The sequence below is a fragment of the Georgenia sp. 311 genome, assembly GCF_006151955.1.
GTDB lineage: Bacteria > Actinomycetota > Actinomycetes > Actinomycetales > Actinomycetaceae > Oceanitalea > Oceanitalea wutianyii.
The window spans coordinates 3,696-24,329 of sequence record NZ_VDFS01000036.1 but is presented as its reverse complement, the minus strand read 5'-3'; the positions used below and the strand labels follow the sequence as shown (position 1 = coordinate 24,329).

Sequence of the window (20,634 nt, the reverse complement as noted above, 5' to 3'; positions counted from 1 at the left end):
CTCCGTCAGCGTCCGCCGTAGACGGGGAACACGCCGGACCTGCCGTAGTCGCGCTCGTCCAGGTTCCGCAGCGCCTCCATGTCCTCCTCGCTGATGACGAAGTCGACGTCGGCGTTGGACCGCATGTGATCCGGGTTCGTGGTCTTCGGCAGCGACACGGTGCCGAGCTGGAGGGTGTAGCGGATGCACAGCTGCGGGACGCTCACGCCGTACCTGTCGGCGATCGCACCCACCCGCTCGTTGCCCAGGATCTCGCCGTGGGCGATCGGGGAGTACGCCTCGACGAGGATCGCCGCGTCCTGGCAGTAGGCGATCAGCTCGCTCGGGGTGTTGCCCGCGTGGACGAGGATCTGGTTGACGTGCGGGACGACGGTGCCGTGGGCGAGGAGGTTCTCGATGTCGGCCTGGAGGAAGTTGGAGACCCCGATGGACCGGATCGTGCCGGCCCGGTAGGCCTCCTCGAGGGCGCGCCACGCCTGTCGGTTGCCCTCGGCGTAGTCCCCGCCGCGGAAGTCGTCCCACGGCTGCGGGCTGTGGATGAGCATGAGGTCGAGGTAGCCCACGTCGAGCGTGGCCACGGACTTCTCGATCGCCGCGACCGCGGCGTCGTACTCCTTGATCTCCGCCGCGAGCTTCGTCGACACGAACAGCTCCTCGCGCGCGACGCCGCTGGTGCGCACGCCCTCGCCGACGCCGCGCTCGTTGCCGTAGGCCTGCGCGGTGTCGACGTTCCGGTACCCGATCGCGGCCGCGTCCCGCACCGCCTGGGCGGCCGCGCCGTCCTCGATGAACCACGTGCCCAGCCCGAGCCGCGGGATGGGCACCCCGTTGGCGAGGGTGGCAGTCTCCTCCAGGATGCTCACGTGTCCGCTCCCTTCGGCGTCGCGACCGCTGCGCCGTGCGGGGCGCACGGCCACAACGCTACGGACACGGTGTCCGGAGCGCGCGTCGACCCGGACCGTTCACCCGCGGCGCGCGAGGGCGACGTCGACCCAGAGTGCGAGCCCTGCGCCGGACAGCGCCTCGGGCTCGACCTCGATCCAGCCGGCGCCCATGTCACGGCCCGTGCCCATCGTCGCCTGCCGCGCCCCGGGCCGGGTGGTGAGCTCGCCGTGGCGGTCCGGGTCGACCCGCACGAGCAGGCCTCCGGTCCGCAGCGCACCGACGAGGAGCTGCTCGCGCACCATGAACGAGCGGGTGCCGAACATCGCCACCTCCCGGACCGCCTTCTCGTGGGCGAGCAGCGCCCGGACCCGGTCGGCGGTCTCGGCCTGCGCGGTCACCGGGCACCGCCGTCGGGCGGTCCGAAGGACAGCCGGTCGAAGGCCTCGATCCCGACGAGGTCGACGCCGGGGGCGCGGCAGGTGACGTCCTCGGCGACGAGGCGCATCGCGTCCTCGACGCGGCCCGACGTCCAGGCCCGGTGGTAGTCCGTGACGACGTCGCGGGCGGGTGGGGGGTTCATGGCGGTGCTCCCTCGCTGTGGGGTGCTACGCGGTCAGGGCTCCTCGCCGAGGGGGCGCCAGCGATCGGCACCGGGGTCACCGCCCGCCGCCGCGACGGCGATCCGGGCGAGGAAGTGGGTCCACCCGTCGGCGTGGCCGGCGACGGCGGCCTGTGGCAGGCCGGAGTGGGTGAGGTCGACGCGGGTCCCGGCCCCGGTGGGCACGAGACGGAACTCGACGGTCGACGTCCCGGGCGGGAGCTCCTCACTCCCGGCGATCCCCCACGAGACGACGACGCGCACGGGCCGCTCGACGTGCACGTAGCGGCCGCGGATCGGGTGACCGGCGACGTCGACGGCGAACAGGCCGCCGGCGCGCGGGTCCAGGGTGGCGTGCTGCCCCATCCAGGCGGTCATGCCCGCCTCGGTGACGAGGTAGTCGAAGACGGTCTCGGGCGGCGCAGCGATCTCCACCGAGTCGCGGTACTCAGCCACGATCGCCCTCGACGGCCGCCTTGAGGGCGGCCAGCCGGCTCGGCCAGAAGTCGTCGAGGAAGGCGCGGACCGCGTCGAGGCCGCCGGTGTCGACGGCGAACAGGTGGCGGCGGCCCTCGCGGGTACCGACGACGAGCCCGGCCTCGCGCAGCACGCGCAGGTGGTGGGAGGCGGTCTGCTGGGAGAGCCCGACCTCCTCGGCGATCGCGCCGACGGCGTGGGGGCCGGGCCGCAGGACGGTGAGGATCGCGCGCCGGTTCGGGTCGGCGAGTGCCTTGAGCGCGACGTCGAGGTCGGCGGTCTGTGCCATCACCTCACCCCCTGACGTCCAAACTAGCACAAACGAGCGTTTGTACATATGGTCGTGAGTGGCTCTTGCGCCCGGAAAAGCGAAGAACCCGGACCCTCTGCGGGTGTCCGGGTTCTTCGTCTGTGGAGCTAGGGGGATTCGAACCCCCGACCTCTTCCATGCCATGGAAGCGCGCTACCAACTGCGCCATAGCCCCTCGTTGCGTGTTCGAGTCTAGACGACGGCGGACCCTGCTGACCAATCCCAGCACGGTGGTGAGCACCACATCGCCGTCAGCGGCGTGTCGGCGGCGAGGGAGGCGACATCCCTCCCCCGTCCGCCGACCGGTCAGGCCGAGAGGTTGTGCGCCGTGAGCCGCCACCCGGGCCGGCGGCCCGGGTCGGGCTGCACGATCGCCCACGCGCAGTTGTCGAGTCCCCCGAGGCCGAACCACTCGCCGGGGTCGAGGCCGAGGAGCTCGGAGAGGCCGAGCGTGATCGCCGCGCCGTGGGCCACGGCGACGAGCACGCCGTCCTCCCCGAGGCCGGCTGCCGCCTCGAGCAGTGCGGCCGCGACCCGCTCCCCGACCTCACGCCGGGTGTCGGCGCCGATGCCCTCGGGCTCGCGGCCCTGGCGCCAGGCCCGGAAGGCGTCGGGCCAGCCGCCCTCGATCTCCGCGTGGGTCAGCCCTTCCCAGACGCCGAAGGACCGCTCGCGCAGCCGCGGCTCGGGCTCGACGGGCACGCCGCACCGCTCGCCGAGCTCCTGCGCGGTACGCATGGCGCGGCTGAGGTCGGAGCTGATGATCCGGGTGGGGCCGAGCTCGGCGAGGCTCGCCGCAGCGGCCCGCGCCTGGGCCACGCCGGTCTCGTTGAGCTCGATGTCCGACTGCCCCTGCAGCCGGGCCTCGGCGTTGTACGCCGTCTGCCCGTGACGCCACAGGACGATGGTGGGACCGGTCATGCCGGTGAGTCGGCGCCGTCGTCCTCGTTGAGGTCGGCGGGCAGCTCGATGACCGGGCAGTCCTTCCACAGCCGCTCGAGGGCGTAGAACTCGCGGTCCTCGGACTGCTGCACGTGGACGATGATGTCGCCGTAGTCGAGAAGCACCCAGTGCGCCTCGGACACCCCCTCCTTCCGCGCGGCACGGGCGCCCTCCTTGTGCATGGCCTCGTCGACGGCGTCGACGATGGCGCGCACCTGCCGGTCGGTGGCACCCGAGGCGACGACGAACGCGTCGGTGAGCACGAGCTGCTCACTGACGTCGAGCGCGACGATCTCCTCGGCCTTCTTGTCGGCTGCGGCGCGGGCGGCCACGACGGCCAGGTGGCGGGATCTCTCGTCAGCGGGCACGTGTCTCCTTGAGGTGGGGGGTGGTGGGGGTGGTGATGGTCGTGGTGGTGGCGGCCTGCGCCGGCGTCGTGCCCTCGGCGAAGGCCTCGGTGGCGAGCAGCCAGATGAGCACGCCGATGACGAGCGCGACGAGGGCGAGCACGGCGATCTTGACGACGGTGACCGCGGGGTTGTCGCGCCGCGGCGCGGGGGCGGGCTCGTCCGGACGCTCACGTCGGGTGCGCCGCAGGGGCTCGGAGGGAGCGTCCTCGTCCGCGCTGCTCGCCGAGATGTGGTCGATGGCCACCCACTTCGGGCGGAGCGGGTACTCGACGTCGTCCTCGTCCACGTGGTCGGCGGTCTCCGCCGCGGCGGGGCGCTCGTCCTCGACGTGCGGCGTCTGTTCCTCGGCCGGGGTGCGGGGAGCAGGCTCGATGGCCATGGCGTCGCGCGCGGTGCGGGCGGGCACGTCGAGCTCGATGGTGAAGCTCTGGCTCCAGTCGGTCAGCGGCGGGGGCAGCTCCTGGCCACCCGGAGGCGTGTCGGGACGCACGACGGGCTGGATCCCGGTGAGCCGGCCGGTGGAGTCGAGGGCCCGCATGCCCACGGCGGTGCTCGGCGTGCGGACGACCGGACGCCGACCGGTCGCGGTGCGTTCCTGGGGCTGCTCGGAACGCGTGGTCGACGCGTCCGCCTCCTCCGCGAGCTCGCGCAGCGAACGGCGGCTGGGCAGGCGCGGCCCCGACGGCGCGGAACCGGCCGTGACCGCGGTGCTGGGCGACGAGCCCTGCGTCGATCCCGCGGGCGGGGACGTGGGCCGGGCCGGCGGGGACACGGGGGTGGTCGGGGCAGCCGACGCAGCCGACGTTGCCGCACTTCCGGCCGACGAGGCAGGACCTGCGGAGACGCCGGTGGACGGCACGGCAGGACGCGCGGCGGTCCCCGCGGGGCGCGCGGACGGCGCGGAAGCCGCCGACGGCGCAGATCCCGCGGTGGTGCTCACGCCTCTTTCGCGCATCCGCTCGGCCAGCTCCTCGGCCGGCAGCTCTCCCGTGGCGATCGCCTCGAGGCGAGCGGCCTCCTCGGCCTGCCGGCGGCGCAGCTCGCGCCGGGTCAGCGGCTGTGGGGTGCTGGAGACCTCGGCGGCACGCTCGGCCTCACGCCGGCGGCGTCGCTCCCCAACGGGACGCTCCGTCCCCTCACCCATCGGTGACTCATCCTTCCTCACGTCGTGGCGGCGGCCAGCGGCCCTGGCTCGGAGGCCGGGGCCAGGTACAGGCCGTGCTTGTGGATGTACTGGACCACGCCGTCGGGCACGAGGTACCAGACGGGCATGCCCGCCCGGACCCGGTCGCGGCAGTCGGTCGAGGAGATCGCCATGGCGGGAACCTCCATGAGCGAGACCCCGCTGCTCGGGAGCCCGGTGTCGTCGAGGTGGTGCCCGGGCCGGTTGACCCCGACGAAGTGGGCCAGGGACCACAGCTCGTCGGCGTCCTTCCACCTGAGGATCTCCGGCAGGACGTCCGCCCCGGTGATGAAGAAGAGCTCGGCGTCCGGATAGGTGGAGCGCAGCTCGCGCAGGGTGTCGATCGTGTACGTCAGCCCCGGACGGTCGATGTCCACCCGCGAGACGTTGAACCGGGGGTTGGACGCCGTCGCGATCACCGTCATGAGGTAGCGGTGCTCAGCCGCGGTGACCTCGCGGTCCTGCTTGAACACCGGCTCGCCGGTGGGCACGAACAGGACCTGGTCGAGGGAGAACACGTCGGCCACCTCACTGGCGGCCACGAGGTGGCCGTGGTGGATGGGGTCGAAGGTGCCGCCCATGACCCCGATCCGGTGCGCCTGGCGCTCGGTCATCCTCAGGCGTGACGCGTGCGCACGTTGCGGTAGGACACCGTGACCAGCAGCAGGAGCATGAGGATCGCGAACGCGATGACGCCGTAGAGCCACGCCGGCATCGGGAGCTGGGTCGCGTGCTCCCCGGTCTGCTGGGCGAGGTTCACGAGAGAGCTCATCATGGGCGGTGTTCCTTCCGTCGAGACATCCTGGACATTCTCCCACGGCGCACCTGGTGGGGCCGTCACGGGACCTTACTGGCGCAGCTGACCGTCGCCGACGACGATCCACGACGTCGTGGTCAGCTCTCCCAGACCCATCGGTCCGCGGGCGTGCAGCTTCTGGGTGGAGATGCCGATCTCGGCACCGAGACCGAACTCACTGCCGTCGGTGAAGCGGGTCGAGGCGTTGACGATGAGCGCGGCGGAGTCGATCTCGCGGGTGAAACGCTCGGCAGCACGCAGGTCCGTGGTGCAGATCGCCTCGGTGTGCCCGCTGGACCAGCGTCCGATGTGCTCGATGGCAGCGTCGAGGTCCTCGACCACCCGGACCGCGAGGTCGAGGCTGAGGTACTCGGTGGCCCAGTCCTCCTCGGTGGCGGGCACGACCTCGACCCCTGCCGGTGCGAGCAGCGCGGTGGCGTCGTCGGCGTGGATGCGCACGCCCGCCTGCCCGAGCGCGGCGAGCGCCACGGGCAGGAAGCGCTCGGCGGAGTCGCGGTGGACGAGGAGCGTCTCGGCGGCGTTGCACACCCCGGTGCGCTGGGTCTTGGAGTTGAGCACGATCGCCACCGCCTGGGGGACGTCCACCAGCGCGTCGACGTAGACGTGGCAGTTGCCCACGCCGGTCTCGATGACCGGCACGAGGGACTCGCGCACGACGGTCTGGATGAGGTCCGCGCCGCCACGCGGGACGAGGACGTCGACGAGCCCGCGGGCCCGCATGAGCTCGACGGCGCCGGCCCGCCCGTGCGCGTCGATGGACTGGACGAGCTCGGGCGGCAGTCCCTGGCCGGCGAGCGCCTCGCCGATCACCTCGACGATGACGGCGTTGGAGGAGGCGGCCGCCGAGCCGCCGCGCAGGATGACGGCGTTGCCGGACTTCAGCGCCAGGCCCGCGGCGTCGACGGTGACGTTCGGACGGGCCTCGTAGATCATCCCGACGACGCCCATCGGCACGCGCACCTGGCGCAGTGTGAGGCCGTTGGGCAGCGTCGAGCCACGGACGACCTCACCGACGGGGTCGGGCAGCGCCGCGAGCTCGCGCAGGGCGTCGGCGATCGCGACGATCCGCTCGTCGGTGAGGGCGAGCCGGTCGAGGAGGGAGTCCTTCATGCCGTTCGCCCGGCCGCGGGCGAGGTCCTCGGCGTTCGCGGTGACGATCCGGCCGGAGGCGGCGACGAGGGCGTCGGCCATGGCGTGCAGGGCGGCGTCCTTCGTCGCGCGGGTCGCGGTGGCCAGGACCCGGGAGGCGGCCTTCGCCGCGCGCGCCGTCGCCTCGACGGCGCCACGCACGTCCGGGACGGGCGCGGACGCGGCGACGAGGTGAGCAGGCTCGAGCACAGGCGTGTCCGTCATGCCGACCAGCGTAGGGCGCGGCGCCGACAGTTGGTAGGCGCGTCTCGCCCACGGGCCCTGCGCCCCCGCCCGCCGCGACCTTCCCGGGCTGCCCGCGACGGGACGTACGCTGTGGGCGTGACCTCCGCACGTCCTCTCCCGGTGTCCGCCCCGCCCGCCGCCCCCGGCGGCCGTCCTCGCGACGCGCTCGTCGACCCCCTCACGTGGCGCCTGGCCATCGCCAACCTCCTCGCGCAGATCGGGATCATCGTCACCGGGGGCGCTGTACGGCTCACCGGCTCCGGGCTGGGCTGCTCGGAGTGGCCGCTGTGCCAGCCGGGCTCCTTCACCCCGACGTTCCACGGCGAGAGCGTCATGCACGAGGCCATCGAGTTCGGCAACCGGACGCTCACCGGTGTGCTCGGCGTCATCGCCCTCGCCCTCGTGTGGGCGGTCTACCGCCGCGAGCCCACGGCCTCGCGCCCCGCCGCGCTCAGGCGCCTCGCCTGGCTGCCGCTCGCGGGCATCGCCCTCCAGGCGTTCGTCGGCGGCGTCACGGTGTGGGTGGACCTGCACCCGGCGATCGTCGGCTCCCACATGCTCATCTCGCTGGCGCTCGTCGCCGTCTCGACCTACCTCCTGCTGCGGCTCGCCGCGCCGGACGCCCCCGCGCGCCCCGCCTCCTCCCCGCGCCTGCGCATGCTGGGCGGACTGCTCGTCGCCGTCGGCGTCGCCCTCCTCGTCCTCGGCGTCGTGACGACCGGCGCCGGCCCGCACTCCGGTGACGCCACCGAGCCCTACCGCTGGGCGCTGGACCCCGCCCTCATCTCCCGCGTCCACGCCGCGGTCGTGTGGGTGTTCGTCGCGATCGTCGTCGTCGGCCTGCTCCTCGCGCGTCGTGAGGGCAACCGGGCCGCGCTGCGGGCGTGGGGCTGGCTGATGGCCGTCACCCTGCTCCAGGGCCTCATCGGGTACGTCCAGTACTTCACCGGTCTGCCCGAGCTCCTCGTCGGGATCCACATGCTCGGCTCGGCGCTCACGGTCGTGGCGATCGTCCACGCCGTCGGCGCGCTGTCCACGCGGCAGCCCGAGCCCTTGCCCACCCCGTAGCGATGGACCTCGCCGCCGCCGTCCGCGACGCCGTGCGGTCGGCGGCGGGCGATCCCGTGCGGGCGGCGGCCCAGCAGCGCTACATGCGCTCCGCCCTGCCCTTCCGTGGGCTGGCCGTCCCCACGGTCCGCACGCTCGTGCGCGGCGTGGTCCGCGGGCGGCCCGCGCCCGGCTACGCCGAGTGGTCGGCGGCCGTGGAGGCGCTGTGGGACGGCGCGGAGTTCCGGGAGGAGCGCTACGCCGCGCTCGGCGTGGCCCGCAGCGCACCCGAGCACGCGCGGGCGGAGGCCTCGCTGCCGCTCTACCGCCACCTCGTGCTCACCGGCGCGTGGTGGGACCTCGTCGACGAGACCGCGGCACACCTCGTCGGGGCGGTGCTGCGCGCCCACCACGAGACCGCCGAGGACCTGCGCGCGTGGGCACGCGAGGAGGACCGGTGGCTGCGCAGGGCCGCGATCCTGTCCCAGCTGCGGTCCAAGGAGTACACCGACCGCCGCCTGCTCGTCGACGTCATCGAGCCGAACCTCGCCGACCCGGACGTCTTCGTCCGCAAGGCGATCGGGTGGGCGCTGCGCCAGTACGCCCACCTCGACGACGCCGCCGCGGCCTGGGTCCGCGACCTCGTCGCCGGGTACGGGCAGCGGCTCTCGCCGCCGTCCCGGCGCGAGGCGCTGCGCTAGGGGGTCAGCGGAACCAGGGCGCGTCGGCGGGCCGCAGCGGCGTCCAGCCGGCGGCGCGGGCGCCCGCCGTCGCGAGGATCCCGACGACGGCGCTCGGGTTGTGCAGGCGCCCGTCGTACACGGCGGCGACGGCGTCGTCGAGCGGCACCCACCGCACCGTCATGTCGCGCTCCTCGTCGGCGCGGGAGTGCCGCTCGCCCTCGGGCACCTCGCTGACGTCGCGCGCGAGGTAGACCCGCAGCGACTCGGTCGAGCCGCCGGGGGTGGTGAAGTAGTCGACGAGCACGTCCCAGCGGCCGGCCCGCAGGTCGGTCTCCTCGGCGAGCTCGCGCTGCGCCGCGGTGAGGTAGTCCTCCCCCGCGACGTCGAGGAGCCCGGCCGGGACCTCCCAGAGCACCGCGCGGACGGGGTGGCGGTACTGGTCGACGAGCGCGACCTCCTCCCCGTCCGGCCCCTCACGCAGCGCGACGACGGCCACCGCCCCGGGGTGGTCGAGGAACTCGCGCAGCACGGGCGCGGCGTCGTCGGGTGAGAGGCGGACCTCCTCCGCGACGAGGTCGAAGACCTTGCCGTCGTGGAGGAGGTCCCGCGAGACGACCTCGCGGCCGTCGTCACGCCGGTCGGCCAGGCTCACACCTGCGCCTCGCGGGAGCCGGACGCCACCTGCGCCGCGGTCTCCTCGACGAGGTCGGTGGTGCGGGCGTGCTCCGGCTCGTCGGTGGGCGGGGCGTCGGCCGGCGCGGACTCCCCCTCGACCTCGAGCAGCCGCCCGGCGCGCTGGCGCTCGAGCGCCGCACCGATGAGCCCGTGGAACAGCGGGTGGGCGCAGGTCGGGCGGGACTTGAACTCCGGGTGGGCCTGGGTGGCGACGTAGTAGGGGTGCTTCGCGCGGTCGAGCTCGACGAACTCCACCAGGGAGGAGTCCGGGGACCGGCCCGAGATGTGCAGCCCGGCCTCGGTGAGCGCCTCGCGGTAGGCGTTGTTCACCTCGTAGCGGTGGCGGTGGCGCTCGGAGACCCGGGTGGCGCCGTACACCTCGGCGACGAGCGAGCCCTCCTCCAGGACCGCCTCGTAGCTGCCCAGGCGCATCGTGCCGCCCATGTCGCCACCGGCGCCCTCGACGAAGTCGACCTGCTCGGCCATCGTCGCGACGACCGGGTCGGGGGTGCCGGGGTCGAACTCGGTGGAGGACGCCTCGCTCAGCCCCAGGACGTTGCGGGCGTACTCGACGACCATGCACTGCAGGCCCAGGCAGATGCCGAGGGTCGGCACCTCGTTCTCGCGGGCGTACCGCAGCGCGCCGAGCTTGCCCTCGATGCCGCGCACGCCGAAGCCGCCGGGGACGAGGACGGCGTCGACGTCCTGCAGGGCGCGGCGCGCCCCCTCCGGGGTGGCGCAGTCGTCGGCGGGGACCCAGCGGACGACGACCTTCGCCCGGTGGTGGAAGCCGCCGGCGCGCAGGGCCTCGGTGACCGAGAGGTAGGCGTCGGGCAGGTCGACGTACTTGCCGACGAGCGCGACCTCGACGGTGTCGCGCGGGTGGCGCACCCGCTGGAGCAGGTCGTCCCAGTCGCTCCAGTCGACGTCCCGGAACGGCACGTCGAGCCGGCGCACGACGTAGGCGTCCAGGCCCTCGCGGTGCAGGACGGCGGGGATCTCGTAGATCGAGGACGCGTCGCGGCACTCGACCACGGCCTCGCGGTCGACGTCGCACATGAGCGCGATCTTGGCCTTGACGCCCTCGGGCAGCTCGCGGTCGGTGCGGCACACGATGGCGTCGGGCTGGATGCCGATGCTGCGCAGCTCGGACACCGAGTGCTGGGTGGGCTTGGTCTTCAGCTCCCCGCTCGCGCTGAGGTAGGGCACGAGGGAGACGTGCACGAAGAAGACGTTGTCGCGGCCGAGGTCGTGACGCACCTGGCGCGCCGCCTCGAGGAAGGGCAGGGACTCGATGTCACCGACCGTGCCACCGATCTCGGTGATGATGACGTCCGGTGCGGGGCTGCCGTCGGCCGGGCGGGCCTGGGCGCGCATCCGCGTCTTGATCTCGTCGGTGATGTGCGGGATGACCTGGACGGTGTCGCCGAGGTAGTCCCCGCGCCGCTCCTTGGCCAGGACGGTCGAGTAGACCTGGCCGGTCGTCGCGTTGGCCGCGCCGGAGAGGTTGACGTCGAGGAAGCGCTCGTAGTGCCCGATGTCGAGATCGGTCTCGGCGCCGTCCTCGGTGACGAAGACCTCACCGTGCTGGAACGGGTTCATCGTGCCGGGATCGACGTTGATGTAGGGATCGAGCTTCTGCATCACCACGCGGAGGCCGCGCGCGCGGAGAAGCTGACCGAGGCTCGAGGCCGTCAGTCCCTTCCCGAGGGACGACGCGACGCCGCCGGTGACGAAGATGTGCCGAGGGACTGAGTCTCCGCCTGAGCGGTGAAGGGTGACCACGGAGTTCCACCTTATCAGTCGGAGTGGACCGCCGAGTAGCACCGGCGGAGCTGGGCGAGGACGTCGACGGGTGTGGGCAGCTCCGCGGCGCGGGCCAGTGCGGCCCGCTGGAGCTTCTCCCGGGCGTCGTCGTCGGCGACGAGCCGGGCGACGGCGGCGGCGAGCGGGCCGGCCTCGGGCGCGACGAGGACGGCGGCGTCGCCGGTGACCTCGCGGGTGCCACCGACGTCGGTCGCGACGACGGCGCGCCCGGCCTGGAGGGCCTCCTGGACGGCCAGCGGCTGGCCCTCCCAGGTCGAGGTCGACACGACGAGGTCGGCCGCGGCGAGCAGCGCAGGGACGTCCTCCCGGCGGCCGGCGACGACGACCGGCAGGCCCTCGTCCACGACCCGGCGGCGCAGGCCGGCCTCGCCCGGCCCGTCCCCCACGACCACCCAGCGCAGCGGGGCGCCGCTGCGGGCGAGCTCGGCGGCGGCGTCGCACAGCAGGCCGAGGCCCTTCTGCGGCGCGAGGCGGCCGACGGTGAGCACGAGCCGCTCCCCCGGCGCGAGGCCGAGGTCGGCGCGCAGCGCGTCACGCGCGCCGGGGTCGACGGCGCCCTGCGCGCGGCGCGCCGGCGCCGGGACGAGCGCTCGCTCGGACCGGGCGCCGAGCCGGGTGGCGCGGGCGACGAGGTCCCCGCTCACCCCGAGGACGAGGTCGGCGCCGCGGGCGACGACCCGTTCGAGCACGGCGGCGACAGCCTGCACCTTGGGCCCTCCGACGGGGAGGTTGTGCAGGGTGACGACGACGGCCGGCCGGTCACGCCACGCGCGGGTGGCGAGGACGGCGGCGGCGCCGGCGCGCAGGCCGTGGGCGTGGACGACGTCCGCGCCGGCGAGCACGTGGCGCAGGTGGCGCAGGGCGGCCAGGTCGCTGGGCCGGGGCCGGTCGGCGATGTCGACGACGGCGGTCGGCACGGGTGAGTCGGCGACGACGTCGGCGGGCCCGGCGAGCAGCACCTGGTCCCCGGCTCCGGCGAGGAGCCCGGCCACCTGACGAGCGTGGCGGGCCACCCCGCCCGCGCTCGTGGAGGTCAGCTGGACGATCCGCATGCGTCCCACCCTGTCACGCCCCGGACCAGGCCGTCGTGCGCAACGCGCCGCGGTCGGCGGCGAGGACGGCGAGCCCGGCGACCGCGGCCGCGGCGAGGGTGCCCGCCGCGGAGGCGAGCAGGCCGGACAGGAGGAGCGGCTCGACGGCGCCGAGCACGGCGTCGGTGACGAGCCGGCCGACCAGCGCCCCGGCGGCGGCCGCGACGGTCCCGACGGCGAGGGTGCGCAGCAGCCCGCCGAACGACGTGCCGGCCCCGAGCGCCAGGCGCAGCGCCCACAGGAGCGCGACCCCGGCGACCGTCATCCCGGCGGTGGTGCCCAGCGCGAGGGAGCGGAGGGTGGCGGGTCCGTCGCCGCCGTCGGGGGCGGTGAGGGACACGAGCACGGCGGCGACGACGCTCACCGTGAGCCAGCCCGCGGCGGTCGCGACGACCGCGGCCCGGCCGCGGTCCAGGCTGTACAGGCAGCGCGAGACGTGGAAGACGAGGGCGTAGCCGACGACGGCGGGCGCGAGCCAGGTGACCGCGACCGTCATCCCGTCCATCGGGCCGCGCAGCGAGAAGACGGCCGTGACGCCCGGGGCGACCGCACCGAGCACGCCGGCGCCGACGAACGAGGCGGCGAGCACGGCCCGGGTCGAGCCGACCGCCATCGTCGCGAAGGCCCGGCGGTCCGTGCTCCCGGCGAGCTCGGCGAGGCGCGGGAAGACGGCCGTGGCGACGGGCACGGCGAGCACGGCGTAGGGCAGGAAGTACACCGCCTGCGCGTACTGCCAGATGGTGATCGTGCCCTCCACTCCCCCGCCGCGTGCGAGGAGGAGGAAGACGACGACGCTGATCTGCTGGGCGAGCAGCGCCCCGAGCCCGGCCGCGGCGAGGCTCAGTGCCCGGCGGCCGACGCCCTCGGGGAAGCGCAGGGCCGGGCGCAGCCGCACCCCGCTGCGCCGCACGGGCAGGAGCAGCGGCAGGCTCATGACGGCCACGCCGAGGGTGGTGCCCCACGCGAGCCAGTCGAGGGCGGCGCTCGAGAGCCGTTCGGGGTCGTCGGCCAGCCCCTGGGACAGCAGCCCGAAGAGGAGGTAGGTGGCGATGACGACGACGCTCGACGCGAGCGGCGCGATCGCCGGGAGGAAGAAGCGCCGCTGGGCCTGGAGGATGCCGGTGAGCACGACGCCGATGCCGTAGAGCGGGATCTGGATCGCGAAGACGCGCAGGAAGAACGTCGCGAGCTCGCGCTGGGTGGTGACGTCGGAGCCGACGGAGTCGGGCAGCAGCGCGACGATCGGGCCGGCCAGCAGGGCGACGAGCGCTCCGAGCGGGACGAGGACGAGGAGCGTCCAGGTGAGCAGCGAGGAGGAGATCTTGTCGACGTCGGCGCGCAGGTGCCGGGCGAGCGGCGCCGCGAGCAGCGGGACGACGGCGCCCGCGAGCGCCCCGCCCGCCGCCACCTCGAACAGGACGTTGGGCAGCATGTTCGCCGTCGAGTAGGCGTTCGCTGTCGCCGAGTCCCCGAGCGTGGCGGACTGGACGAACCACCGGACGAACCCGACGGCGCGGGAGAGCACCGTGATCGCCGCGAGCATCCCCGCGGCGCCGGCGACCCCGGACAGGACGCGGCCGAGACGACCGGGCCGGGTCTCGGTCACCGGCCGGCCACCACGCTCACCGCCGGCCCCAGCTGTCGACGGCGTGCAGCACCGGCGTGCGGTCGATGACCTGGGAGAAGCTCACCTTCTCGCTGAGCAGCGTGAGGCCGACGACGGTGGCGAGCGCGCCGCCGCGCAGCAGCCGGGAGGGGTGGGCGGCGAGCGCCGTGCCCAGGCCCGCGCCGAGCGCGTTGGCGCCGGTGTCGCCGAGCATCGTGCGCTCGGCGAGGTCGTCGGGCAGCCCGGCGGCCGCCGTCCCGAGGACGGTGGCGGCGACGGGCGCGCCCGGTCCACCGGCGAGGGTGAGCCCGCCCGCGGCGAGGCAGGTGACCTTGAGCGCCCGCCCGGGGCGCAGGTCGAGGAGGTTGAGGAGGTTGGCGGACCCGGCGATGAGCGCAGCGTTGGTGCCGCGGTCGACGAGCCGGGTGACCGGGCCGCGGCCGCGCGCGGGCAGGAGGAGGGCGGCGAGGGCCGCGCCGCCGCCGATGCCGGCGATCTTCAGCGTCCCGGTGGTCACCTGGCCGTGGCCCAGCGCCGTGAGGTGACCGCGCAGGCCCTTGACGTGTCGGTCGCCCTCGCGCTCGGTGAGGTCGTCGACGGCACCGAGGGCACCCCCGGCGCCCGCGGCGACGGCTGCGGCGGCCCCGGTCCGGCCCGCGCCGGTGAGCGCGAGGCTCACCCCGGCGGCCTGCGCGAGCCCGCCGAGCAGGCTGACCGTGCGCCCGGCGTAGTTGGTCCGCTCCCAGCGCGCCCGGCCGCCGGGCGGCCGGGCCTCGAGCGCTGCGGTCGCGGCGCCGGCGGCGGTCACGCCGAGCAGGGCAGCACGTAGCCGGGACATCAGGCGGCGTCCGCCGTCTCGTCCTCGGTGGTCCCGGCGTCACCGCCGGTGTCCCCGGTGTCCTCGGTGCTGCCCTCGGCGCCGTCGGCGGTCTCCTCCGGCTGCGGCGAGGCGGGCGGGGAGAGGTAGACGGCGGGCGGCACGGCTGCGGTCGCGTCGGCGCCGACACCGAACTGGCCGACCTCACCGGAGATCGCCACGGCCAGGGCCATCGGGACGTTGAGGCGGCCGGTGATCTCGGAGACGGAGTCGGTGGTCGTCACGGTCTCCACGGCGGTGGAGTCCGCGCGGATGGCGCTCACGAGGTCGAGCGCGGTGGCAGCCGAGCCGGCCACGACGCTGCCCTCGCCGGTCTCGGCGAGGCCGCGGACGAGCTCGACCTCCTCGGCCAGCCGCTGCTCGCGGGTCTCGAGGTCGGCCGGCTCCATGCTCTCCTCCGGGCCGGTCTCCTCGCTGCGCGGGGCGATGACGACGGTGGCGTTGGCGGCCTGCGTGGGGTCGTCGACGACCTCGACGAGCCCGGCGTCGGCGAGGAGCTCGAGGAGCGTGCGGGCGTCGGCGGTGGGCGCGCCCTCGGCGTCGCTGCGGGTGAGCGCCTGGCCCAGCGCCGTGCCGAGGATGACACCGGGCTCGGCGCCGTCGGCCGGCACCGGGTCGAGGTAGCCGAGGATCTGGCCGGCGAGGCTGGAGCGGAACGCGGCGCTGTCGGGGTTGGTCCACTCCTCGGTCACCTGGACCTGGCCGGTGACCGTGGCGCCTGCCTGCTCGAGCCGCAGGCGGACGTCGGCGACGTCGTCGGAGTTGGCCGACGGCAGGACGACGGTGGCGACCGCGCGTCCCTCGAGGCGCGAGCCGAGGGTGGCGGCGGCGAGCTCGTCGATGAACTGGTCGCGCTGCTCGACCTCGGCCTCGCTGACCTCGAGCTCGGTGCGCAGCCGGTCCCGGTCCTCGCGCAGCTCCTCGACCTGACCGGTGAGCTGGTCACCCAGCGGCTCGTTGAGCGGTCCGGCGCCGAGCACGATCCCGAGCGCGAGCGCGAGGAAGACGGCGATGAGCGAGACGAGGTGGTAGCGGAAGTCGATCACGGTGCTCCTACGAGATGGGCGCGGCCGGGGCTATCCCCAGCAGGTCCTTGATTCCGGCGAACAGCCCGTCGAGCCGCGCCATGATGATCAGCCACAGGGTCTGCCCGAACTCCGTCGTGGCCACCGCGACGACGATCGCGAGCAGGCCGGCGAGGGCCAGGAAGACGACCTGCCACGTGGAGATGCGGGTGCGGTAGAGCTGGGAGACGCCCTTGGCGTCGACGAGCTTGGAGCCCACCCGCAGCCGGGTGAGGAACGTCGAGGCCATGCCCGCCCGGCCCTTGTCGAGGAACTCCACGAGCGTGGCGTGGGTGCCGACGGCGACGATGAGCTCGGCGCCCTTGTCGTCGGCGAGGAGCATGGCGACGTCCTCGCTCGTGCCCGTGGCGGGGAAGACGACGTGGTCGACGCCGAGCTGCTCGACGCGGGACAGGCCCGGAGCACGCCCGTCGCGGTACGCGTGGACGACGATCTCCGCCCCGCAGCGCAGCGCGCTGTCCGAGACCGAGTCCATGTCCCCGACGATCATGTCGGGGCGCAGGCCCGCCTCGAGGATCGCGTCGGCGCCGCCGTCGACGCCGATGAGGACGGGACGGTACTCGCGGACGTAGGACCGCAGCATCGCCAGGTCCTCCTTGTAGTGGTAGCCGCGCACGACGATGAGGACGTGCCGGCCCTCGATCGGGGTGTGCACCTCGGGCACGCCGACGCCGTCGAGGAGGAGCTCACGCTCCCGGTTGAGGTAGTCCATCGTGTTGCCGGCGAACGCCTCGAGCTGGACCGACAGGCCCTCGCGCGCCTCTGCCATCGCTGCCGCGACGGTCTCCTCGGTCTGCTCGGTGCCCTCGGCGACGAGCACCGTGCCGGAGTACACCCCGCCGTCGTCCACGCGCACGGTGCGGCCCTCGCGCAGCGACATCACCGAGCTGCCGAGGTCGTCGACGAGCGGGATGCCCTCGGCGACGATGATCTCCGGGCCGAGGTTGGGGTAGCGCCCCGACGTCGAGCGGGCGGCGTTGAGCACGGCCGCGGGCCGGCAGGCGACGAGCGCCTCGGCCGAGACACGGTCGAGGTCGACGTGGTCGATGACGGCGATCTCACCCGGCTGCAGCCGCTTGGTGAGGTTCTTCGTCCGGGCATCGACCCGGACGGTTCCGGACACGCCCGGACCGGTGTCGGGGCGTGCGCGACGGCCGAAGAGAGATCTCACGCGTGTCATGGTGCCATGACGGCACGATCGAGGAGCTCTGCGGCGTGACGGCGTGCCACGTCGGAGTCCTCCTGGCCGGACAGCATCCGGGCCAGCTCCTGCTCCCTCTCGGCGCCGGTGACGCGCCGGACGTCGGTGACCGTCGCCTCACCCGTGGACTTCGTCACGACCAGGTGCGTGTCGGCGAAGGCCGCGACCTGGGGCAGGTGGGTGACGACGACGACCTGCGCGACCCGGGCGAGCCCGGCGAGCCTGCGTCCCACCTCGATCGCCGCCTTGCCGCCCACCCCGGCGTCGACCTCGTCGAAGACGAACGTGGGGCGCACGGCCGGGGCAGTGTCCGGGGCGGCGACGGCGACCTCGAGGGCGAGCATGACGCGCGAGAGCTCACCGCCGGATGCGCCGTCCCCCAGCGGCCGGGGCCGGGCGTCGGGGCGCGGCTGGAGGAGGAGGGCCACGCTCTCGGCGCCCCACGGACCGGGCTCGGGAAGCGGCGTGAGCGCGACGTCGAGGTGGGCACCGGGCATCGCGAGGCCGGCGAGCTCGGCGTCGACGGCGGCGCTGAGCCGGGCCGCCGCCTCGGTGCGGGCGGCGGTCAGCTCCGCGGCGAGGGCCTCGAGGCGCGCCGTGAGCGAGGCAAGCTCCTCGCGCAGCGCCGCGCCGCCGTCCTGGGGCCCGTCGATGTCGGCGAGCCGGGCGGCCGCGGCGGCCGACCACTCGGTGAGGGCGTCGGGGCCCTCGACGCCGAGGCGCAGCGCGGCGTCCTTGAGGGCGGCGCGACGCTCGTGGACGGTCTGCAGCCGGGTGGGGTCGGCCTCGAGGGAGGCGAGGAAGGCACCGACGTCCGTGCCGATGTCGGCCAGGAGGTAGGCGACCTCGGCGAGCCGGGCGGCGAGCGCGGACAGCTCGGGGTCGGGGACCTCCAGCGACCGCCGGGCCTCGTCGACGAGGACGGTGGCGTCCAGCTCGGCACCCTCCCCCGCCCCGGACAGCGCGGCGTGGGCACGGCCCGCGGCCTCGCGCAGCTCCTCGACGTTGCCGAGCTTCTCTGCCTCGGCGCGCAGCTCGTCGTCCTCGCCGGGCTGCGGGTCGAGGGCCTCGAGGAGCTCGAGGCCGGCACGCAGGCGGGCAGCCTCGCCGGCGCGCTCGTCGCTGCGTGCCTGCCACTCCTCCAGCCGGGTGCGCGCGTCGGTGAGGCGCTGCCACGTCCCGCGGTAGTCGGTGAGGAGCGCGCCGGTGCCGGCGAAGGAGTCGAGGAGCGCACGCTGACGGGCCGGGGCGCGCAACCGCAGCTGGTCGGACTGGCCGTGGACGGTGACGAGGTCGGCGGCGAGCTCGGCAAGGAACGCCTGGGGCACGCTGCGTCCGCCGGCGAAGGACCGTGAGCGGCCCTGGGCGGGAAGAGTGCGGGCGAGGATGAGGGCGTCGTCGTCCAGGGTCCCGCCGGACTCCTCGACGCGCCCCGCGACGTCCTCGTCGACGACGAACGTGCCCTCGACGACGGCGCGGTCGGTGCCGGTACGCACGACCGCCGGGTCCCCGCGCCCGCCGAGGAGGAGGTCGAGGCCGGTCAGGACCATCGTCTTGCCGGCACCGGTCTCGCCCGTGATGACGGTGAAGCCGGGACCGAGCTCGAGGCGCGCGGAGGCGATGACACCGACGTTCTCGATGCTGATCTCCTCGATCACGGGTCCTTCCTCCCTCCGCGCCAGCCGGTGACGGGCAGGTTGAACTTCGCGACGAGCCGCCCGGAGAAGGGGGTCGGCTCGATGCGCGCGAGCCGAACGGGCTCACGGCCGCGGCGCACGTCGATGTGCGAGCCGACGGGCGCGGGGAGCTGGCGGCGCCCGTCGCACCACACGTCCCCGCCGGAGAGGTTGCGCTCGAGGACCTCGACGGAGAGCACGGAGCGCGGCCCGGCGACGAGCGGCCGGGAGAACAGTGCGTGGGCGGCGATCGGCACGACGAGCAGGGCCTCGACGTCGGGCCACACGACCGGTCCCCCGCCGGAGAAGGCGTAGGCGGTCGAGCCGGTGGGGGTGGCGATGACGATGCCGTCGCAGCCGAACGTCGACAGGCCGCGCCCGTCGACGCCGAGGGCGAGCTCGATGACCCCGGAGCGGTCGACCTTCTCGATGGTCGCCTCGTTGATCGCCCAGCCGTGGTGGACCTCCCCCTGGGGGGTCTGCACCTCGACGTCGATGGTCATCCGCTCCTCGACGGTGTAGTCGCGGTCGGCGATGCGCTGGACGACCTCACCGAGGCTGTCCGGCTCGGCCTCGGCGAGGAAGCCGACGTGGCCGAGGTTGACGCCGAGGAGCGGGACGTCGCGGCCCCGGACGAGCTCGGCGGCGTGCAGGAGCGTGCCGTCCCCACCGAGGACGAGGACGAGCTCGGGGTCGACGCCCGGGGTGAGCTCGTGGACGGGCTCGATGCCCAGGGCGCGCAGGCTCTGCTCGACGTCGGCCGCCGCGGTCACCGCCTGCTCGCGCCACGCGTGCTGGACGATGAGGACGCTGCGGCTCACGGCGCGACCTCAGGGCGGCGCTCGACGGCTGAGGCGATCACGGCGTCGAGCTCCTCGGGCGGGTGGGCGCGGTCGGGGTCACGGCGCAAGCCTATGAAGTACTCGACGTTCCCGCTGGGACCGGGCAGCGGGCTGGGTTCGACGGCGAAGGTGTGCAGGCCGAGCGCCTGCGCGGCGTCGGCGACGGTGCGGACCGCGTGGGCGTGCAGGGCCGGGTCGCGGACCACCCCACCCTTGCCGATCGCCTCGCGGCCCACCTCGAACTGGGGCTTGACCATGAGGAGGAAGTCGGCGTCGGGCGCCGCCGCTGCCGCCAGTGCCGGCAGGACGAGGGTGAGGGAGATGAAGGAGAGGTCCGAGACGACGAGCGAGGGCGCGGGGGCCACGGCTTCCGGGTCGAGGGTGCGCACGTTCGTCCGGTCGAGGACGGTGACGCGCGGGTCCTGCTGGAGGGACCAGGCGAGCTGGCCGTAGCCGACGTCGACGGCGACGACGTGCTCCGCGCCGCGGCGCAGGAGGACGTCGGTGAACCCGCCCGTGGAGGCGCCGGCGTCGAGGGCGCGGCGACCGGCGACCGGCACCTCGGACCCGAGCGCGTCGAGCGCGCCGGCGAGCTTGTGCGCGCCGCGGGAGACGTACTCCTCCTCGGCGGGGGCGACGACGCGCAGCGCCTGGGCAGGGTCGACCTGGCGAGCGGGCTTGGTCACCGGCCCGCCGTCGAGCAGGACCTGGCCGGCGGCGATGAGGTCGGCGGCGTGCTGCCGCGAGCGGGCGAGGCCGCGGCGGACGAGCTCGGCGTCGACCCGGACGAGACGCGCCACGTCAGGACTCTGCGGAGGAGAGCTGGGCGGCGAGCGCGCGGTGGACGGTGTCCAGGACGGCGAGCTGCTCGGTCAGCGGACGGTCGGCGAGGGTGTCGAGCTCGGCGAGCTCGGGCACGGGGGCGGGCGGCGCGTCCGGTCCGGGACGCGGTGGCGCGGGCCGAGGGGCCGCGGACGCGGCCTGCGTGCTGTCGTTCATGGGTCACCTTCCTGCCGTGCCGGTCAGGC

General features: G+C 74.7%; 24 protein-coding genes and 1 tRNA gene. 2 read left to right on the top strand and 23 right to left on the bottom strand.

Features of this window, described 5'->3' with window-relative positions; translation table 11 throughout:
• Positions 1-5: 5 nt before the first annotated feature.
• From FHE66_RS06335 to FHE66_RS06285, 12 genes are all read right to left on the bottom strand, one after another.
• The gene (locus FHE66_RS06335) at positions 6-863 is read right to left on the bottom strand and encodes an aldo/keto reductase (RefSeq protein ID WP_139072128.1); all 858 of its coding nucleotides are present in this window, start codon (positions 861-863) and stop codon (positions 6-8) included.
• Between the two features lie 99 nt (positions 864-962).
• On the bottom strand, positions 963-1,283 hold the full coding sequence (locus tag FHE66_RS06330; RefSeq protein WP_176554677.1) for a TfoX/Sxy family protein: 321 nt from the start codon (positions 1,281-1,283) through the stop codon (positions 963-965).
• Complete coding sequence (locus FHE66_RS06325; RefSeq protein WP_139072127.1) at positions 1,280-1,465, bottom strand: nuclear transport factor 2 family protein; 186 nt, start codon at positions 1,463-1,465, stop codon at positions 1,280-1,282. Before FHE66_RS06325 ends, FHE66_RS06330 begins: the two co-directional genes overlap by 4 nt.
• Before the next feature lie 33 nt (positions 1,466-1,498).
• Positions 1,499-1,939, bottom strand: coding sequence for an SRPBCC domain-containing protein (locus tag FHE66_RS06320; RefSeq protein ID WP_139072126.1), 441 nt, complete (start codon positions 1,937-1,939; stop codon positions 1,499-1,501).
• The gene (locus FHE66_RS06315) at positions 1,932-2,249 is read right to left on the bottom strand and encodes a helix-turn-helix transcriptional regulator (RefSeq protein ID WP_139072125.1); all 318 of its coding nucleotides are present in this window, start codon (positions 2,247-2,249) and stop codon (positions 1,932-1,934) included. The genes FHE66_RS06320 and FHE66_RS06315 overlap by 8 nt, the downstream gene beginning before the upstream one ends.
• A 123-nt stretch (positions 2,250-2,372) precedes the next feature.
• Positions 2,373-2,445 (bottom strand) — tRNA-Ala (locus FHE66_RS06310).
• Between the two features lie 131 nt (positions 2,446-2,576).
• Positions 2,577-3,191 carry a histidine phosphatase family protein gene (locus tag FHE66_RS06305; RefSeq protein WP_139072124.1) on the bottom strand — a complete coding sequence of 205 codons (615 nt, stop codon included), beginning with the start codon at positions 3,189-3,191 and terminating at the stop codon, positions 2,577-2,579.
• Entirely contained in the window at positions 3,188-3,580 is a 393-nt protein-coding gene (rsfS, locus tag FHE66_RS06300) for a ribosome silencing factor (RefSeq protein WP_139072123.1), read from the bottom strand. The genes FHE66_RS06305 and rsfS overlap by 4 nt, the downstream gene beginning before the upstream one ends.
• Positions 3,570-4,160 carry a hypothetical protein gene (locus FHE66_RS06295; protein WP_139072122.1) on the bottom strand — a complete coding sequence of 197 codons (591 nt, stop codon included), beginning with the start codon at positions 4,158-4,160 and terminating at the stop codon, positions 3,570-3,572. Before FHE66_RS06295 ends, rsfS begins: the two co-directional genes overlap by 11 nt.
• A gap of 623 nt (positions 4,161-4,783) precedes the next feature.
• Positions 4,784-5,419 (bottom strand): nicotinate-nucleotide adenylyltransferase, encoded by a 636-nt coding sequence (gene nadD, locus FHE66_RS06290; RefSeq protein ID WP_139072121.1) that lies wholly within the window; start codon positions 5,417-5,419, stop codon positions 4,784-4,786.
• Positions 5,420-5,421: 2 nt separating this feature from the next.
• Entirely contained in the window at positions 5,422-5,577 is a 156-nt protein-coding gene (locus FHE66_RS15425) for a hypothetical protein (protein WP_176554675.1), read from the bottom strand.
• Positions 5,578-5,652: 75 nt separating this feature from the next.
• A complete protein-coding gene (locus tag FHE66_RS06285) occupies positions 5,653-6,975 on the bottom strand; it encodes a glutamate-5-semialdehyde dehydrogenase (protein ID WP_139072120.1) in 1,323 nt (440 codons plus the stop codon).
• Positions 6,976-7,092: 117 nt separating this feature from the next.
• On the opposite strand from FHE66_RS06285, the gene FHE66_RS06280 reads away from it, so the two are divergent.
• Positions 7,093-8,064 carry a heme A synthase gene (locus FHE66_RS06280; protein WP_255303617.1) on the top strand — a complete coding sequence of 324 codons (972 nt, stop codon included), beginning with the start codon at positions 7,093-7,095 and terminating at the stop codon, positions 8,062-8,064.
• A 2-nt stretch (positions 8,065-8,066) separates the two neighbouring features.
• The gene (locus FHE66_RS06275; protein WP_139072119.1) at positions 8,067-8,744 is read left to right on the top strand and encodes a DNA alkylation repair protein; all 678 of its coding nucleotides are present in this window, start codon (positions 8,067-8,069) and stop codon (positions 8,742-8,744) included.
• Between the two features lie 4 nt (positions 8,745-8,748).
• On the opposite strand, the gene FHE66_RS06270 is transcribed toward FHE66_RS06275, so the two are convergent.
• From FHE66_RS06270 to FHE66_RS06220, 11 genes are read right to left on the bottom strand one after another with little or no spacing between them, the layout of a single operon-like run.
• Positions 8,749-9,378: an NUDIX hydrolase gene (locus FHE66_RS06270; RefSeq protein ID WP_139072118.1), complete on the bottom strand. Its 630-nt coding sequence runs from the start codon at positions 9,376-9,378 to the stop codon at positions 8,749-8,751.
• Positions 9,375-11,186 (bottom strand): CTP synthase, encoded by a 1,812-nt coding sequence (locus tag FHE66_RS06265; RefSeq protein ID WP_139072117.1) that lies wholly within the window; start codon positions 11,184-11,186, stop codon positions 9,375-9,377. The genes FHE66_RS06270 and FHE66_RS06265 overlap by 4 nt, the downstream gene beginning before the upstream one ends.
• Positions 11,187-11,200: 14 nt before the next feature.
• The gene (locus FHE66_RS06260; protein WP_139072116.1) at positions 11,201-12,280 is read right to left on the bottom strand and encodes a glycosyltransferase family 4 protein; all 1,080 of its coding nucleotides are present in this window, start codon (positions 12,278-12,280) and stop codon (positions 11,201-11,203) included.
• Between the two features lie 13 nt (positions 12,281-12,293).
• A complete protein-coding gene (gene murJ / locus FHE66_RS06255) occupies positions 12,294-13,925 on the bottom strand; it encodes a murein biosynthesis integral membrane protein MurJ (RefSeq protein WP_139072115.1) in 1,632 nt (543 codons plus the stop codon).
• Between the two features lie 16 nt (positions 13,926-13,941).
• Complete coding sequence (locus FHE66_RS06250) at positions 13,942-14,733, bottom strand: hypothetical protein (protein ID WP_255303615.1); 792 nt, start codon at positions 14,731-14,733, stop codon at positions 13,942-13,944.
• A gap of 29 nt (positions 14,734-14,762) precedes the next feature.
• Positions 14,763-15,848, bottom strand: coding sequence for a copper transporter (locus FHE66_RS06245; protein WP_139072113.1), 1,086 nt, complete (start codon positions 15,846-15,848; stop codon positions 14,763-14,765).
• Between the two features lie 7 nt (positions 15,849-15,855).
• Positions 15,856-17,058, bottom strand: coding sequence for a putative cytokinetic ring protein SteA (steA, locus tag FHE66_RS06240; RefSeq protein ID WP_230976399.1), 1,203 nt, complete (start codon positions 17,056-17,058; stop codon positions 15,856-15,858).
• Positions 17,059-17,063: 5 nt separating this feature from the next.
• Positions 17,064-18,746: a DNA repair protein RecN gene (gene recN / locus FHE66_RS06235; protein WP_139072111.1), complete on the bottom strand. Its 1,683-nt coding sequence runs from the start codon at positions 18,744-18,746 to the stop codon at positions 17,064-17,066.
• On the bottom strand, positions 18,743-19,585 hold the full coding sequence (locus tag FHE66_RS06230) for an NAD kinase (RefSeq protein ID WP_139072110.1): 843 nt from the start codon (positions 19,583-19,585) through the stop codon (positions 18,743-18,745). The genes recN and FHE66_RS06230 overlap by 4 nt, the downstream gene beginning before the upstream one ends.
• Positions 19,582-20,406, bottom strand: coding sequence for a TlyA family RNA methyltransferase (locus FHE66_RS06225; RefSeq protein WP_139072109.1), 825 nt, complete (start codon positions 20,404-20,406; stop codon positions 19,582-19,584). Before FHE66_RS06225 ends, FHE66_RS06230 begins: the two co-directional genes overlap by 4 nt.
• 1 nt (position 20,407) lies before the next feature.
• Positions 20,408-20,605: a hypothetical protein gene (locus tag FHE66_RS06220; protein WP_139072108.1), complete on the bottom strand. Its 198-nt coding sequence runs from the start codon at positions 20,603-20,605 to the stop codon at positions 20,408-20,410.
• Between the last annotated feature and the right edge of the window lie 29 nt (positions 20,606-20,634).